17 protein-coding genes are annotated in these 15,944 nt (G+C 67.0%); 3 read left to right on the forward strand and 14 right to left on the reverse strand.

All coding sequences use genetic code 11. The annotated features are described in order from the left end of the window. The first annotated feature begins 216 nt into the window (after positions 1–216). Positions 217–570 carry a VOC family protein gene (locus tag WAW17_RS26610; RefSeq protein WP_422335864.1) on the forward strand — a complete coding sequence of 118 codons (354 nt, stop codon included), beginning with the start codon at positions 217–219 and terminating at the stop codon, positions 568–570. 86 nt (positions 571–656) lie between these two features. On the opposite strand, the gene WAW17_RS26615 is transcribed toward WAW17_RS26610, so the two are convergent. The 6 genes from WAW17_RS26615 to WAW17_RS26640 are packed head-to-tail and all read right to left on the reverse strand — an operon-like array spanning position 657 to position 7,516. Next, positions 657–2,390: a CocE/NonD family hydrolase gene (locus tag WAW17_RS26615; RefSeq protein ID WP_422335865.1), complete on the reverse strand. Its 1,734-nt coding sequence runs from the start codon at positions 2,388–2,390 to the stop codon at positions 657–659. A 23-nt stretch (positions 2,391–2,413) separates the two neighbouring features. Next, entirely contained in the window at positions 2,414–3,355 is a 942-nt protein-coding gene (locus WAW17_RS26620; RefSeq protein WP_422335866.1) for an MBL fold metallo-hydrolase, read from the reverse strand. Position 3,356: 1 nt separating this feature from the next. Next, positions 3,357–4,298: an alpha/beta hydrolase gene (locus tag WAW17_RS26625; protein ID WP_422335867.1), complete on the reverse strand. Its 942-nt coding sequence runs from the start codon at positions 4,296–4,298 to the stop codon at positions 3,357–3,359. A gap of 4 nt (positions 4,299–4,302) precedes the next feature. Beyond that, positions 4,303–5,454 carry an FAD-dependent monooxygenase gene (locus WAW17_RS26630; RefSeq protein ID WP_422335868.1) on the reverse strand — a complete coding sequence of 384 codons (1,152 nt, stop codon included), beginning with the start codon at positions 5,452–5,454 and terminating at the stop codon, positions 4,303–4,305. A 54-nt stretch (positions 5,455–5,508) separates the two neighbouring features. After that, positions 5,509–6,462, reverse strand: coding sequence for a phosphotriesterase family protein (locus WAW17_RS26635; RefSeq protein WP_422335869.1), 954 nt, complete (start codon positions 6,460–6,462; stop codon positions 5,509–5,511). Positions 6,463–6,514: 52 nt separating this feature from the next. Further along, positions 6,515–7,516, reverse strand: coding sequence for a phosphotriesterase (locus WAW17_RS26640; protein WP_422335870.1), 1,002 nt, complete (start codon positions 7,514–7,516; stop codon positions 6,515–6,517). A gap of 161 nt (positions 7,517–7,677) precedes the next feature. Here WAW17_RS26640 and WAW17_RS26645 point away from each other — a divergent pair, with 161 nt between their 5' ends. After that, on the forward strand, positions 7,678–7,980 hold the full coding sequence (locus tag WAW17_RS26645) for a hypothetical protein (RefSeq protein WP_422335880.1): 303 nt from the start codon (positions 7,678–7,680) through the stop codon (positions 7,978–7,980). An 89-nt stretch (positions 7,981–8,069) separates the two neighbouring features. Here WAW17_RS26645 and WAW17_RS26650 read toward each other — a convergent pair whose 3' ends face one another. From WAW17_RS26650 to WAW17_RS26680, 7 genes are all read right to left on the reverse strand, one after another. Beyond that, complete coding sequence (locus WAW17_RS26650; RefSeq protein WP_422335871.1) at positions 8,070–8,930, reverse strand: zeta toxin family protein; 861 nt, start codon at positions 8,928–8,930, stop codon at positions 8,070–8,072. A gap of 8 nt (positions 8,931–8,938) precedes the next feature. Then, positions 8,939–9,391, reverse strand: coding sequence for a hypothetical protein (locus WAW17_RS26655; protein WP_422335872.1), 453 nt, complete (start codon positions 9,389–9,391; stop codon positions 8,939–8,941). 221 nt (positions 9,392–9,612) lie between these two features. Continuing rightward, positions 9,613–10,536, reverse strand: coding sequence for a LysR family transcriptional regulator (locus WAW17_RS26660; protein WP_422335873.1), 924 nt, complete (start codon positions 10,534–10,536; stop codon positions 9,613–9,615). A 39-nt stretch (positions 10,537–10,575) separates the two neighbouring features. Then, positions 10,576–11,751 (reverse strand): NAD(P)/FAD-dependent oxidoreductase, encoded by a 1,176-nt coding sequence (locus tag WAW17_RS26665; RefSeq protein ID WP_422335874.1) that lies wholly within the window; start codon positions 11,749–11,751, stop codon positions 10,576–10,578. Further along, the gene (locus tag WAW17_RS26670) at positions 11,748–11,942 is read right to left on the reverse strand and encodes a ferredoxin (protein WP_422335875.1); all 195 of its coding nucleotides are present in this window, start codon (positions 11,940–11,942) and stop codon (positions 11,748–11,750) included. Before WAW17_RS26670 ends, WAW17_RS26665 begins: the two co-directional genes overlap by 4 nt. Then, entirely contained in the window at positions 11,939–13,114 is a 1,176-nt protein-coding gene (locus WAW17_RS26675; protein WP_422335876.1) for a cytochrome P450, read from the reverse strand. The genes WAW17_RS26670 and WAW17_RS26675 overlap by 4 nt, the downstream gene beginning before the upstream one ends. Before the next feature lie 476 nt (positions 13,115–13,590). Next, a complete protein-coding gene (locus WAW17_RS26680) occupies positions 13,591–13,830 on the reverse strand; it encodes a hypothetical protein (RefSeq protein ID WP_422335877.1) in 240 nt (79 codons plus the stop codon). 165 nt (positions 13,831–13,995) lie between these two features. Here WAW17_RS26680 and WAW17_RS26685 point away from each other — a divergent pair, with 165 nt between their 5' ends. After that, the gene (locus WAW17_RS26685; protein ID WP_422335878.1) at positions 13,996–15,540 is read left to right on the forward strand and encodes a phytoene desaturase family protein; all 1,545 of its coding nucleotides are present in this window, start codon (positions 13,996–13,998) and stop codon (positions 15,538–15,540) included. An 80-nt stretch (positions 15,541–15,620) separates the two neighbouring features. Here WAW17_RS26685 and WAW17_RS26690 read toward each other — a convergent pair. Next, a partial coding sequence (locus WAW17_RS26690) for a thioesterase II family protein (RefSeq protein ID WP_422335879.1) occupies positions 15,621–15,944 on the reverse strand: 324 nt, incomplete at its 5' end.

The following is a 15,944-nucleotide window of genomic DNA, read 5'->3' on the forward strand; positions in this document are numbered from 1 at the left end:
GTGCCACACTCCATGGGCGAGGATCGGCTCGATGTCATGTATCCGTGCGTCTCCCGCGCCCACAGCCCCACCCTGGTCCTCGATCTGTGACGCCCCCGTCCTGGCGCGTGAAAACTAACGAACTCCACGCCATCGTGGGCTGCGTTTGAGTTTGGTGCACCCCGCAGACCGAGGGCTCGCATTATGCTGTACACACTTTCACCGAAGGAGAAGTTCTTGAGCGACCACGAAGTGAAGATGATTGTGTTGTCGACCGACGATCTCGACGAGTCGATCCGGTTCTACAGCGAAACCCTGGGGATGCCGTTGAAGTTCCGCGACGGCGCTCATTTCGCCGCCCTCGATGGCGGAGCGGTGACCCTCGCGCTCGCGACCGCGGTCGACCATCCGATCCACGGCCAGGTTGTCGTCGGCATCAAGACCGCCGACGTGGACGCCGCCGCGAAAGCTGTCGAAGAGTCCGGCGGCGGCATCGTGAAGGGCCCGTACGACGACGCGCACGAGCGCCGCGCTGTGGTATATGACAACAAGGGCAACGGGTTGGTCTTCTACAGCCCTCTGAAGCGGTGAGCGGCGCCTGATCGCCCGCTCCCCCCAACCGACAGAACCTGCCCCGGACCGATCTCGGTCCGGGGCAGGTTCGTGTTCGGTGCGACCTACACCTCGGCGACCGTGCGCGTCGTGAACGGCAGCACGAGGCGGGATCGGTGGGCGGCGTCCCGGTAGATCTTGTGGGTGACCGGGCGGCCCACCGGCAGGTGGAACGCATCCGGCGGGAGCAGCGCGTTGTGCTCGTCGGCCAGCGGCTCACCGTTGGACAGCTCCACGGTCAGCTTGTGCCCCGGCTCGAAGGTGTTCGCGAACGGATAGAGGCGCAGCACGTACTCCTCGATCCTGCCCGGCTCCACCGGCACCGCGCGGGTGTGCGGATGGTACGGGTTGCCCTCGGTGGTGCGCTCGTCGTCCAGCTCGCGGTGCGAGGCCTTCAGGTAGCCGGAGGTGATCAGCTGGCGCTTGCCGCCCGGGGCGTAATCCCACAGGCGCAGGATGAAATTCGAGTCCGGCTGGTCGATCTCCGCGAAGATGTGCGCGGCACCGGTGCCGATCATCTCCGTGGGCTCCTCGAAAGTCGCAGTGCTCCATTCGAGGATCTCGACCTTGTCGGTGACGGTCAGCGGGGCCTGGTAGAAGCCGTCGGGGGCGGCGTACTCCGCGCCCATCGGCTCGGGCTCGGTGGACAACTTGTGACGCGGGCGCAGGTACAGGGACTTGTACTCGATGTCCTTCGGCGGCCACTGGCTGCCGGTCACCCGCTCACGCGAGCCCTCGACGAAGACGCTCACCGCGGGCTCGTCCATGATGCCGTTGTCGATTCCCTTGATCCAGTAGTCGTACCACCGGAACATCTTGTCGTGTTCCTCGATGAAGGGGCGCGACTGCATGGGCGGGTACGGGCCGATGTCCAGCTTCTTCGGGCCCTTCAGCGCATCGAAGAGTTCGATCGTGCCGTCCATCGTCCAGCCGCGACCCTGGTCGATCTGCAGATAGACCGGGATGTCGATGTTCGGGGCCAGCGTGATGGGGTTGCGCTCCTCGTACCACTCGCCGTCCAGCTCGTTCATCACGATGTCGAACCAGGCCTCGTGGTGCTTCGGGTAGTTCAGCACGTGGACCAGGTTCGGCCAGGCGGCCACATCCGGATCCTCGAGGCGCTTGGCGACGCGCTCCTCGATCTGCTCCGGGGAGTACGTCTCGAGCATGCGGGACTTGACGCCATCGGTGAAGGCCCAGCCGGAGTCGCCGCCGCGGCCCTCGCGGGCGGCACGCGGCATGAACCACATGATGCCGCCGTGGTAGGTGGTCTCGTAGAAGTCGTAGTGGCCGCCGCTGACGAAGATCGCCTTCAGGTGCGGGGGTCGCTCCGCGGCGGCGAGCACCTGCATCGACCCGAAGTAGGAGATGCCGATCATGCCGACGTTGCCGTCGCACCACGGCTGCGCGGCGACCCACTCGATGAAGTCGTACGCGTCCTGCCCCAGGGAGACGCCGCCGGCGTTGTAGTTGCCGATGTGCTCACCCTCGGAGGCGCCGGAGCCGCGCAGGTCGCCGATCACGTGGACGTAGTCCTCCGCAACGACGCGGGCGATGTCACCGGCCTCGATGCAGCCGTCCCACATCGGGCTGGGGCGACGCTGCGGCGGCGTCGTGAGGGCGAGCGCCTGCAGCTCCTTGCCGTACGGGCTCAGCGCGACCAGCGCCGGTCGAGGCTTGTCGTCGACACCCTGGTAAGCGTCGGCCGCCAACTCGACCCCATCTCGCATCGGGACCCGGAGATCCTTGCGGATGTGGATGGTCTGCCCGCCCGCGTCGAATTCTTCGAACTCGGCCATGAGTCTGCGACTCCTCTTCTCTGTCAAGACTTCTGGGTGAACTGTGCGCGGTAGCCGTGCAGCGACGTGAAGAACGGGGACGGTTCGAGCGTGGGGTCACCCTCGTAGCCGAGTTCCTCTGCCACGGGTGCGAACGGCGAGTACGCCGAATCGGTCTCCCGCAGACCCCCGCACAGGCACCGATGAGCCGCGCCCCCGACCTGTGCCTCGATCTCCTCACTCTCGCGCAGTGCCTCGGCGGCCTGGTCACGATCGAGTTCGACGCCGTAGGCGACACCGTCCGCCCGACGGTACGGATGCCCCAGGTACAGGTGCTGAGGGCGGATCTCGTCACGCAGGTACCGCAAGCTCGAGCGATACGCTTCCGGATCCTCGTAGCCGGGGAAGCCGTTGGCTGCCCCGTGGACCTGGACGGCGTCGCCGACGAACACGGAATTCTGACCGTTCACCACGTAGGCGACCGATCCGGCCGTGTGACCCGGGACGGAATGCACCGAGACGGTGACATCGCCTCCGAGGGACAAGATTTCGCCGCCCCGAACCAGCATGGTCGGTTCCATCTCGCCGGAGATGACGGCTTCCGCCGCGGCCTTCTGCTTTGCCACACCCTCCGGATCGTGCAGGTACTGCCCACGCACCGCCGCGTACTCGTCGATGTGCGCCTGCCGCGAGCGCAACAGATGCGCGTCCGCCTCGTGGATCACGACCTGGGCGCGCCGCCCGGTCATTTCCCACAGGGCGTGCGCCCCGCCGATGTGGTCGATGTGGCCGTGGGTCAACAGGATCCAGCGAACGTCCTCGATCCTGCGCCCGAGAGCCTCGAGCGCGGGGGCCATGCCCTCGGCGGGCGACGAGGCGATCCCGGTGTCGACGATCGCCGGCTCGGGGGCGTCGATGAAGAAGCTGTACAGACCGAACCGACCCCAGGGCGAGACGAGCGGATGAATCTTCACGTCCTGCGTCACGTCACTCCCCCTGGTCGGGTCGGGCCTGCCGAAGGAACTCCGCCGTCTCCTCGAATGCCCGGTGGAACTCCGGGATCCACGAGAAATTTTGGACGAATCCGTGATTGGCGCCGGCGTAGCGGCTGACCGTCGCCTCCACTCCGGCCTCGGCGAGCCGCTTGCCGTAGAGCTCGCCCTCGTCACGCATGGGGTCGAACTCGGCGGTGATGATCAGCGCCGGGGGCAGCCCGGTCAGATCCTCGCGCTTGATCGGGGAGACGAGCGGGTCGCCCGGGTCGGCACCGCTGTCGAAGTAGAAGGAGTTGAAGCCCTTCAGTCCGGCCGTTTCGACGCCGTACCCTTCGGCGTTCTCCCGCAGGGAGGCGTAGCGGTCGACGTCGAAGTCCAGGTCCAGCGACGGGTAGAACAGGACCTGGTGGGTGATGCGGTCGAATCCCTCGTCCTGGGCCATCGCGGCGACGGCGGCGACGAAGGTGCCGCCCGAACTGTCACCGGCCAGCGCCAGGGTCTCACCGTTCCACTTCAGAGCCTCGCCGTTCTCCGCGGCCCACCGAACCACCCCGAAGCAATCCTGGAGGCCGGCCGGGAAGGCCGCCTCGGGCGCCCGGCGGTAGCCGACGGAGACGACCTTCAGCCCGGTCTCCTTGGCCAGGTTCCGCGCGACGTGGTCGTGCGTGTCCACGCTTCCGAGGAAGAACGCTCCGCCGTGGAAGTACACCAGCAGTCCGTACGAGTCGGCGTCGACCGGCGTGTAGATGCGGACCGGCACCTCCCCCGACGGGGTCTGCGCCGTCGCGTCCTCGACGGCGTGGAGGGGCAGGCGCTCCTCGAGGGGAGCGACCTGCGACTCCTCGGCTGCGCGCATGGCCGCCGGGTCGAGCGGGCCCTCGGGCGGGGCAGGCAGGCCGGCGATCACCTGTGCGATCTGCGGATGCAGTGCCATGGCGTCAGGCCTGCGACTGGGACACGGGCGACTGGGACACGGGAGACTGGGCCGCCGGCTTCTGGCCGGGGAAGACGTCGTTGACCTCGTCCTCGGTCCACCCCTGACGCGAGATGCGCTGCAGCTCATCCGTCATCGGCTTGCGCGTCGCCTGGTACAGCGCCAGCGCCTCCCTGACGGAGTCGGCCTCCTGCAGGGCGTCGGCAAGTCCGCCGGCGTCCAGGATCGCCGAGTTCGCGCCCTGCCCCTGGTGGTGCAGCATCGAGTGGGCGGCGTCGCCCACGAGGACGACGGAGTCCGAGTGCCACGTGTCGACCGGGTCGATGTCGTAGACCGCACGAAGGTTCACGGCGTCCATGTCGAGGTCGCGCGCGATGTTCACGATCCGCTCGTCGAAGCCTTCCAGCGTTGCCAGGAGGTCTTCCTTCGTGGCCTTCGGCGACCAGCTGCTGTCCGCGCACAGGGCGGTGACGTCGAACGACACCTGACCCCGGTGACGCAGCGGCAGCAGGTACACCTTGGTGCCCTTGCCGATGTACATCCGGAGGTTGTCGTCGACGACCATCCCGTGCGCGTCGTCGACGGAGATCACCGCGCGGTAGGCGTGCTCACCGGAGTACACCGGGCCCTTGTCGCTGAACAGCTGCTGCCGCACAACCGACTTGATGCCGTCGGCACCGACGACCAGGTCGGCCTCGACGGTCTTGCCGCCCACGAACGTCAGGACGGAGGTCTCGCCCCGGTCCTCGACGGACTCGAGCTTGTGTCCGAGGTGCACCATGCCCTCGGGGAGCACGCTCACCAGAGCGTCGATGAAGTCCCCCCGGTGGATCAGGTGGGTCTTGGTCTCCTCGGCGTAGTCACCGATCCCCGGCCACTCCTCCTTCATGATCGGATCGCCGGTGGCGGTGAGGATCTCGAAGTAGTCGCTCGGCGAGCTCACCTTTTCGATCGCGTCGAAGGTCCCCCACTGGCGGAAGCGATCCATGCTGGAAGGACGCAGACCGATGCCGGCGCCGACCTCCCGGATCTCGCTGGCCTGCTCGTACACGTTGACGTCGGCGCCGAGCAGGCTCAGTGCCTTGGCCGCCGCTGCGCCGGCGTACCCCGCGCCGACGATGGCGATGCGGAGGTTCTTCAGGTCTGAAGGCTGCATTGGTTTCTTCTCTCTGGGTGGGCGCGTCGTTGCGCCGGGATGCTCTGGGGGGATTCAGGACCGGATCGTGAGGAATTCCGCCGGGTTCTCGACGAACAGCTTGGTGATCGTGGCCTCGTCCAGACCGGCCTCGCGCAGGTCCGGAATGAGGTCCTCGAAGAGGTAGTTCACGGTGTGGCCCTTGACGCCCGGCCAGCCGAGCGGGCTGCAGTTGGCATCGACGCCGGCGAGCGCCTGGTCCAGGTGGCCGTGTCCGAGGAACCGGAGGAAGTGGTCCAGGCGCTCCTTGCGCGGGCGGGCCCAGAACGGCGGGTCCTCGAGTTCGGTCTCGTAGCCGAAGGTGTCGAAGCCGACGCGGCCGCCCTGTTCGGCGATCCAGGTGTCGCGCGTCTTCTCCGCGTTCACGCCGTCGTCGACGTGCCCGAACAGCACGCGGTCCAGCGGGAGGCCCTCTTCGTTGAAGATGGCAATGGCGTTCTCGGCATCGATCGCCAGGTGGGTCAGGATCGGCACACCGGTGCTCAGCGCGGCGCGGGCGGCGGCACGGTAGATGCGCTTGTCCAGCTCCGTCATCCGGCCACCGCGGCTCACCCCGACCTTGATGACGCCGGCGCGACTGCCGGTGTCCCCGATGCCGACGGTGATCTCGTGAACGAACTGCTGCGTCAGGTATTCCACGCTCGCCCGTTCGAAGAACGGCAGGGCGGTGTCGCCACCGACGAAGCCGGTGCAGGCGATGATGTGGACGCCGGTCTTCGCGGACAGGGACTTGTAGTAGTCGACATCACGACCGTTGCAGATTCCGGTGACGTCGACGAAGGTCCCGCCCCCGTACTCGTGGAACTTACGCAGCTTCGGGACGGTCTCCTCGTACCGCTCCTCGGGGGTATTCCACCACCTCGTGTCCAGCTCGCAGCCGGGCATGCCGTACCCGATGTGCTCGTGGATGGCCACGATCCCCAACTCCTCGGCCGCGATGGACCCCAGAACGGTATTGACTCTCGACACAACACTCCCCTTTGGGAAAGACGAAACTCCGATGGTTGAGGACTTCACGCGATCAGCGCACCGACAGCAGTTCGCGCGGGTTGTCCACGAGGATGCGCTGGACGTCCTCGCCGCCGAGCCCCTGCGCGGCGAGGAGGGGCACGAACGTCGACAGGACGTAACTGAACGGCAGGTTGCGCTCGGGCTGCCCCTTGGCCACGCCGATCGCGTTGCTCGAGAGCAGGATTCGGTTCCCGTGGCCGGCCTCGACCAGTTCGCGCACCAAGGCCGCCCGCTCATTGTCGGTGACGTGGACGTCGTCGGCCGTGCCCAAACGATCGGAGCCCACGTGGTCCAGGGCGACGAAGGCGCCGCGGCGGGCGATCTCGAGGGGTGCGCCGGCGGCAACCGCGTCCTTGCGGTCGAGCCCGCCGACGACGACGCGGTGGGCCGGGAGCTTCTCGCCGAGGACGACCTCGAGGTCGTGCACCGCGTCCTTGCCGTAGCGGAGGGAGACCGCAACCCCGGTGCTGCGGGCGGTCCGGGCCGCGCCGCGGAACAGGCTCTCCTCGGTGGCCGTCATGCCCTCGTCACTCGCGGCGGTGGCCACCAGGCCCGCGCCACCGCGACGCTCCACCCGGGGAACCACCATGCCCTCGGTGACCTCCTTGGTGAAGAGGTCGGCGAACTTCTCCGCCGGCCACGGCGTCGGCGGATTGGTCTGCGGCGTCAGGAAATAGCCGCCGAGCATCCCCTCCGGTCCCATGCCCGTCGACGCGACGATGTGCACGCCGGTCGTGCGGGAAAGAGCCTCGTACAGCTTCACATCGCGACCGTGGAACATGCCGGTGCTGTCGACGATCGTCCGCCCGCCGTGGTCCCGGAAATCCATCAGCTTCGCCGCCAGGGTCTCGAAGATCTCGGCGCGGTCCATGGTGATGTCGAATGCGTACTCTGCGCCCGGGATCACCGACAGCAGCGCCTCGTGAACCGAGACAACCCCCAACTCGTCAGCGGGAACGGGTCCGAGGACCGTGTGGACGGTGTGGCTCTCGGCGGTGTGGGCGCCAGTCATCGGCACTTCCTTTCGTCAGCGTCATGTCAGCACGACGTGGTTCGCATCACAGTAATATTCACCTTACATGCTGTCAAGTGAGTTGGCTTATAGAAACATGACTGGACTAGGCGTTCGAGCTGTTCGGCGCCAAGGGGTACTCCGCGACCACGATCGACGACATCGCCACCGCCGCTGGCTCGACCCGGACAACCTTCTACCAGCACTTCTCGTCCAAGGCCGAGGTGATGAGCGCGCTGCTGACGAAGGTCGACGCGATCCTCACGACGGCCGACGACCCCCCGCTGACCGCACTGGTCGCCTCCGGCTCGCGCAACCAGATCCAAGTGGCTGGACCGCAAGTTCTCGCAATGGGACGGGATCAAGCCGGGAGCTGGGGTTCATACCGTCGTCGTAGTCGTCGACAAAGTGCGCGTCGCCAAGTGCGTATCCGCCGCGGACGCGGTCAAGGTCGTATGCCATGAATCCCAGTGGGCAGGGGCGCTGGTCACGACACACGAATCCGGAAAGTACGCGTCAACGTCAACCTCATTGAGCCCACATGGCGACCCCGTCAGGAATGGGGCTCGGACGCATAATTGACGATCCCGTTGTGTTGGGTCGTGACGGATTCGACGTGCGTACCGCCGGTGTAGTCGTCGACGAACAGCGTCATCGACTCGATGACAGCAGCGAGCGAATGATCGAATGTCGCGCGGGCATTCTGCGCGCACACCGAACGTCCCGACCTGTCCAGGTAGAGATCGGTGATCGCCTTCGTCGGGGTGAAACGGCCACCCAAATCGTCATCCGGGTCGGTGCGCCCGGACCACCATCGCTGCCGTGCCCGCTCACAGGCCGTCTCGCACAACACCTCTACATCGACGATGGTGATATCGGTGTAGCCAGCGCCACCGAGTTCGGTCAACAGTTGCGCGCCGAGGCCCCTCCAGCGGAAGGTGCCTTCGATGACGAGGTTTTCCCCGGCCTGTACGCAGCGCTCTTGCACGGCATCGAGGATGCCGGTCGATTCACGGTGTACGAGGGTGGCCAGCTCCCGCGGACGCAGCAGGCCTCCGTCCGGAAGTGTCATCTCGAGCAGGTCGTCGTAGATACCGCAGTTGAGGGCACCGCGGATCAGATGGTCTTTGATCCGGTCCGCGTCGAGGACCCGCCATCCCTGCCCGGCCAGTCCGCGGTGTTCGATCACTGTCGATTTGCCGGCACCCGGAACCCCTGCCGTGACGATCGCGCACCGGCCATCGCGTTCGATACCGCTCTGCTCGGCCAGATAGGCGTCGACGGTGGCGTCGCGGATGCGGCGACGACGGGCATCGTCGGCATAGAGCTGAAACGATGCCCGCGCGCCGCCGGCATCGAGCACCGCGCCGGGTTCACACCACGCGTCGAGGACGGCCAGGGTCTGTTCACACAACGACTCCACTAGCGGCGACCCGCAGCACGCCGCTCCGCCGTGACCTCGAGTAGCCGCTGGTAATCGGCGTCGCTGAGCAGATCACCGGCGCGTTCGATCTGATCCCACGTGCCCCGCACGTAGGCGTCGGCATCCAGGTCGTCGGCCGGTGGACCACCGAACGTGTATTCCCACCCTTCGAGCTCGGCCATCATCCGATCATGATCGAGCTCGCCGACCGCGTGACGCAGCAACACCTCACGTGGGGTGCGCTCGCGCACCCCCGGTCGCAGCCGGGCGGCCTTGAGCAACCGGCTGATCTCCGGCTGCTCGACACCGACCAGACGAGCGATCACCCGCTGAGACCATCCCGCCTCGGCCGCAGCCAGCACTGCCCGCAGCTTCTCCAGCCGTGACAGCTCGGCCCGCGGTGACACCGCACGCAGCTGCTGCTCGATGTCCTTCTCGAACGCCACCGACATCGCAATCACCCAACTTCAACTGGACTTATACCAAACAGTATCACCAGTAGGCCGTGAGCGCACCCGCCGAGGAGAGTCAGACGCCGGCGAGGTAGTACTGGTAGACCCCGAGGCCGGTGCGGGAGTAGCACGAGACCCGTCTCGATCAGCCCGAACAAAAGGTCTGCCCCGACGAACTCACCGACTCCTGGTGCCACCTGCTCGCATCGGACAACTGAGGTTCAGAACCGAGCGGACGCTTCGACGAGGATCCCCCGCAACCAGCCGATGAACGCCGCATCTGCCAGACGCGGGTTCCACACCATGTCGACCCCCAACGGCGCGACCGGCAGCGGGAACTCCTCTATACGGAGGTCCACCCGTTCCCGCATCGCGACAGCGACCCGGAGGGTGTGCACCGCCACCCCACCGGCCATCGCTACCAGGTGCGGGATGAGCAGGTGGTCGGAGATCAATTGCCCGATCCGGTACTGGACGCCGTGCGCATCCATCGCGGCGTACGGGGCCACCCGGTGCCGGGAGTCGTAGGTGACGTGCGGCACCGAGGTGAGCAGGTCCAGTGCGGATGCCTCGGGATCGGTGTCCGGGTGGGCGATCACCACCCAGCGGTTTTCGTAGAGCCGGTCGCGCGGGTACGGCGAGGAGAATGCCTCGGACAGAAGTACGACGTCCACCCCGTCGTCCGTGAAGTCGCTTGCCTGAGGCTCGACGAAGTTACGCACCCGGAGGGTCGCATTCGGTGCCCGCTCGGCGATCAGTCGCGCCAAGGCGGGCCCGACCACGAACGCGGTGCTGCTGGTCATCGCGACCGTGACGGTACGGCTGTCGCGAGCAGGGTCGAAGCCCGGGAAGTTCACCACCTGCGCGGTCCGCCGGAGCACTTCACGCAGTGGGGCGATGAGTTCCAGGGCACGCGGGGTGAGCACCAGGCCGCTCCCCTGCCGCAGCACCAGGTCGTCACCGATCAGCCGGCGCATCCGTCCCAGGGCATGACTCATCGCGGGTTGGGACATGCCCACCCGGGCTGCGGCGCGGGTGACCGACCCCTCCTCGAGTAGTGCCAGCATCGGCACCAGCAGGTTGAGGTTGACCGAGGCGAGCCGCTCCAGGCCGAGATCGCTCGGGTGGTCCCGAGGTTCGTTCATCCACACGAACTTACGCGTCCTCCTCCCGGGCCGTCGGCGTCACGATCCGGCCGAGGCCATGCGGCGCAGTTTCGGGATCGGGACCCGGTGGTTGACGGCGACCGCGACACCCGGTCCGTCGTCGTGAGTCCAGCGCATCACCGACGGTCCGTGCGGGCTGTCACCGAGGAGGAACTCGGGTTCACCGGCCGCCGGGAGGTGGCCGGTGGCCTTGAGGTTCAACCCGAACTGCTCGGTCCAGAAGTACGGATCGAGGTCGAGTTCGGGCGCGGCGTCGCCGGCCAGGAGCGCAACGGCAGCGACCTTGGCCTGTTCGATCGCGCTGCTCCACAGCGGAATTCGGCGCACACCTCCACGCGTCGGGATGGCCGCGACATCCCCCGCCGCGACGATGCCGGGCCCGACCCGCCCCCGCGAGTCCGCCTCGAGGCGGCCGCCGGTCATCAGCCCGCTCGTGCCCAGCCACTCCGTGTTGGGGATGTCGCCGATCGCACTGACGAGCAGGTCGGCCTCGACCCGTGATCCGTCCCGCAGGAGCACCCCACACGAACCGTCGATCCCGGCTGCCGACCCGTCGACGATGGTGAGTCCCCGGGCGACCGCGGCCGCGGTGAACGCGTCGGACAGGCACGGCCCCAGGTGCGACAGCATCGGCGGGCCGTCGGCCACCAGCGTGACCCGGCAACCCGCCGACAGGGCTGCGGATGCGATCTCCATTCCCAGCGCACCGGCTCCGACGACCACGACCGACGGCTGGGCCGCCAGCCGTTCCCGGAGGACCAGGGCATTATCCACGGTGCGCAAGCTCAGCTCCGCGCTGTGGTCGCCACCCAGACGCCGGGCCCTGGAACCAGTGGCGATCACCAGACCGTCGTAGGTCAGGCACGAACCGTCGTCGAGACTCACCCGGCGGGACTCGACGTCGAGGCCGACTGCCGCCACCCCGAGCATCTCGGTGGCCTCGTGCGTGGGCGGGGCCAGCTCGTGGGAACGAGGCTCGCCGTCGACCGCCCGCTCCGCGGGCCCAGGAACAAGGAGCGCCTTGGAGAGCGCGGGCCGCGAGTACGCCGACCGGGATTCGTCCCCCACGATGGTCAGGTCGCCGTCGAAACCTACGCCACGGAGGCTGTCACAGGCGGTCTGGCCGGCAATACCGTTGCCCACGACCAGAATCCGCCTGGGAGCTTCGGTGCCGTTCAGGCCAGTGCCGGTCATGCCAGTTTGAGTGCGGCCACGGGACAGACCCGGACAGCGGCGGCGGCGTCGGCGAGTTGGGGGCTTCCCTCGGGAAGCTCCTCGACGTCGAGGACCAGTTCGCCCTCGTCGTCGAGGTTCATCAAATCGGGAGCGATCTCTTCGCACAGTCCATGGCCCTCACAACGGGGCCGGTCGATCACGATTCTCATGCCGGGACCACCTTCAGGATCTCGAGTTCGTCGATAGAGCGGGTGATGTTGCTGGGCACCCGAACCGGCTCGTCGGCCACCAGCCGCTGAGCGTGGTTCGCCAGTGCCCCGATGACTGCGTGGGCTTCCAACCGGGCCAGACCCTGGCCGGCGCAGCCGTGCGGGCCGTAACCGAAGGAGAGGTGGTCGACCGGGTTCCGTTCGACCAGGAAAGCGTCCGGGTTCTCGTAGTGCCTCGGGTCGCGGTTGCCCGCACCGAAGAGGATCGCCACCTGGGATCCGGCCGGCACCAGGGTGCCATCGATGTCCACGTCCTGGGTGACCGAGCGACCCCAGGCATGTATCGGAGACCAGAAGCGGAGAACCTCGTTGAAAGCTGCCGGCACCAGGGCGGAATCCTTGCGGACCAGGTCGAACTGGTCGGGAAAGGCCGAGAAGAGCGCAACGATGTTACCGAGCGCGGTGATCGTGGTGTCCACCCCCGCCCCGAGGTACTGGTGGATGATGTGGCCGGCGGTGCCGGGTGGAATGGCTCCCCGGGCCTCGGCATCGAAGATCCCACGTCCGACCGACCCCGGTGCCAGATCCTCGGCCCGGACCCCGGCGCACCAACCGTAGAGTTCGCCGGCGATCGGGAAGTTCTCGGCCGTCCGCTGGTTCATCGGGCCGATGACCTCGATCGCGGCCTGCCCCCACCGCAGCATGTTGTCGCGCGCCGCGCCGGTGAAGCCGATCAGGTCGGCGACCACCTCGAGCGGAAAGGCGCGGGCCAACGCATCGATGGCCTCGAACGATCCCTTGGCCACCAGGTCCGCGACCAGCCCACCGGCCTTGGTCTCGATCTGATCCTTGAGTCCCCGCAGCGCCCGCGGGGTGAGGTTCTCGGTGAGGGCCGCGCGCAATTCGGTGTGGATCGGCGGGTCCGAGGCCAGTGACGTGCCCTGGAGCGCCTCGTTGACCATCGGGTTGAAGCCGATCGTCCGCGACCAGAAGGTGCCGGGGTCGGCCAGCGCGTCGCGGATGACGTCGTACCGCGTCAGGGCGTAGACGTTGTTGGCGGGCAGATGCACCACCGCGCCGAGATCGCGCAGTTCGGCATACGTCGGATAGGGGTCGATCAGGACCTCGTCGGCGAAGAGGTCGATATCGGAACTCACGGGAGTGCTGGTCATGCACCCAGTGAAGTGACTCCACTCACATAAATCCAACTCATATTATGCATATAGGAACATGCAGCCAGTTGATGCCACGTCCCGCGCACGACGAGTCCGGTCGGAGATCAGGCTTCGAGCGGGACGTCCGGTCGCTCACGCGGTGCGTCGACCGTCGTGCCGAACATGCCAATCGTGAACTCATTGCAGCACTGTCGGACTCGCCTGCATCCACGAAATCCTCTGTCATTCGACGCAGCGGCGCCAGGTTCTTCGGCGGCACCTTCCGGTCCGACAGTCCGCCCGCAACTGGACCCGGCTAGCTAGCACGCTCGTCCTCTGTCTGACCCTCAATGACAGAGTCGGGATCGGATGTCAGGGAGGCAGTCCGCGAGGTAGAGATCGCATCGGCCCCGCAGAACTCGCCCTGGAGGCCGGCAATCGACTGCCTGGACTGGCCTCGCTCCGCGATCGGACTGAGCCGGTCCGTGTGAGAGTTACCATTTCCGAGGCCGGTAGATCGAAGTGGCCCATTTGACAGCGCGCTTCAGTTGCGAGTCGTCGATCTCGAAGACGGCATCGACGTCCGCTGGCAGGGGATCGCAGGGACAGTGACCATCGGCCTGACCCGCATACGTTGAGAGCACGGCGCCGCCCTTGACGACGAACACATCCGGATAGATCTCGCATGCCAAGTCCCTCGTATTCGTGAAGTGAGTGGCCTTGACCTCGTACATTCGCGTTCCTTCCGTCGGCCGCCCTGGAAAGCTCGGGCATCGTGTTGCCGAGGAACATCCTCTACGGCGCGGCCCGGCTCTCACCCCACCCTGTGACCTTCGGCTCTACCTCCACCCGAAAGGGCGCGGGTTGCATCGAAAGGGAGGCAATCGAAGGAGACTGTCATGGTCGAACGAGCAGAAGCCGTGGTCGTCGGGGCAGGACTCGGTGGGCTGGCAGCAGCGGTGACGCTCGCCGCCCAGGGCAAGAAGACGGTGGTCCTCGAACAACATTCCGTCCCGGGCGGCTATGCGACGTCCTTCCAGCGCGGGCCCTACCGCTTCGACGCGGCGCTGCACGCGCTGAACGGACTCGCCCCCGGCGGCGGCACCGACGAGTTGTATCGAGAGCTGGGGATCCGGGACCGTCTCCACCTCCACCGGCTCGACCCGCTGTACATTCTCCGCGGAGCCGGCCGCGAGGTGGTGGCCCATGCGGATGCGTTCCGCTACGAGGCGGAACTCCTGCGGAACTTCCCCGGAGAGGCAGCGGGGATCAGGGCTTACCTGGACGAGGCGCTCGCCGCCTACCGGGACGTTCGGCGACTCGGAGTCGACCAGTCGGAAGGCCGCAAACCCACCCTCGACGAAATCGTCACACGATATCCGGTCATGACGCGGCTGAGCACCGAGACCTGGGACCAGATGATGGGCCGCCACGTTTCCGACCCACAGGCACGCACCGCCCTCGGGGCGCTGTGGGTCTACGTCGGACTGCCCCCGTCCCAGTGCGCCGCGATCATCGGGGCGGTGTCGTCCGCGGCGTACTACGAACACGGCGGCTGGTATCCGGAGGGCGGCGCGCAAGCCATCAGCACGGCACTCGCACAGGTGCTCGCTGAACGAGGCGGAGACATCCGTTATGGACAACTGGTGAGCGGCTTCGACGTCGACGGTGACCGCGCGGTGGCAGTGACCACGCACGACGGTCTGCGGTTGGAGGCCGACCTTTTCATCTCCAATGCCAGTGCGCCCAGCACCATGCTCGACTTCGTCGGACGCGACCACCTTCCCGACGACTACCTGGAACGGGTCGAACGGCCGACGCCGTCCTACACCACCTTCGCGGTATACCTCGGACTCGGCCGCGACGTCTTCGCCGAACAGGGCCTCGCGCACGAACTCTTCCTCGACCCGTCCCTCGACGCAGACCAGGCATGGCAGGCCACCCAGCGCGGCGACTGGGTTCACTCGGCGCTCACCGTCACCGACTACACCCGTGTCGATCCGGGCTGCGCACCCCCGGGCCACGGCGTGGCGGTGCTGACCACCGCAGTTCCCTGGGACTACGAGGATATCTGGGGTACCGGCGGCAACCTGGAGAACTACCACCAGAACCCTCGCTACCTCCAACTGAAGGACCGGGTGGCCGACGCCCTGTTCGCGCGGGCTGCCGACGAGGTGCCCGGACTCGCCGACGCCGTCCGGTATCGGGAGGCCTCCACACCGTTGACGAACTTCGAGTACACCCGCAATCCGCACGGCGCGATCGAAGGCTACGCGAACACACCGGCGAACTCCGGCCTCGGCTGGCTTCCGCACGAGACACCGATCGCAAACCTCTTCCTGGCCGGAGCCTGGACCTCCAGCGGCGGAATGAATCCCGCGATGAGTTCAGGACTCTCCGCGGCCCGGCGCGCACTGGCCGGCGCGCACGCGGTAACAGCCTGATACGGAAACTTCGGCGGTGAGAAGCGCAGCAGCCGTAGATGATCGGTTCGCGAGTCACGCATGAATTCAGTGCTGCGGCGTCACCGCAACCGTTCGGTGATCAGTGACGCGATCTCGCGGGAATTATCATCGAGATAGAAGTGACCGCCACGAAATTCGCGCGACTCGAAGGACCCGGTCGTGTAGCCGCCCCATTGCCTGACCTCGGGTTCGGACACCGACGGGTCGGCGTCACCGCGCAGTGCAACGATCGGGCACGAGACGTCCGGCCCGGGCTGGTACCGGTAGGTCTCGACGGCCTTGTAGTCGTTGCGCAGACTCGGCAGCACCAACTCCGCGAGTTCGGGGTGCTGGACCACCATCTGCACCGCAGGCGAATCCGCACCGCCGAGCCGGCGCATCTC

This window comes from Rhodococcus sp. (in: high G+C Gram-positive bacteria), from assembly GCF_049286785.1.
Taxonomy (GTDB): domain Bacteria; phylum Actinomycetota; class Actinomycetes; order Mycobacteriales; family Mycobacteriaceae; genus Rhodococcus_F.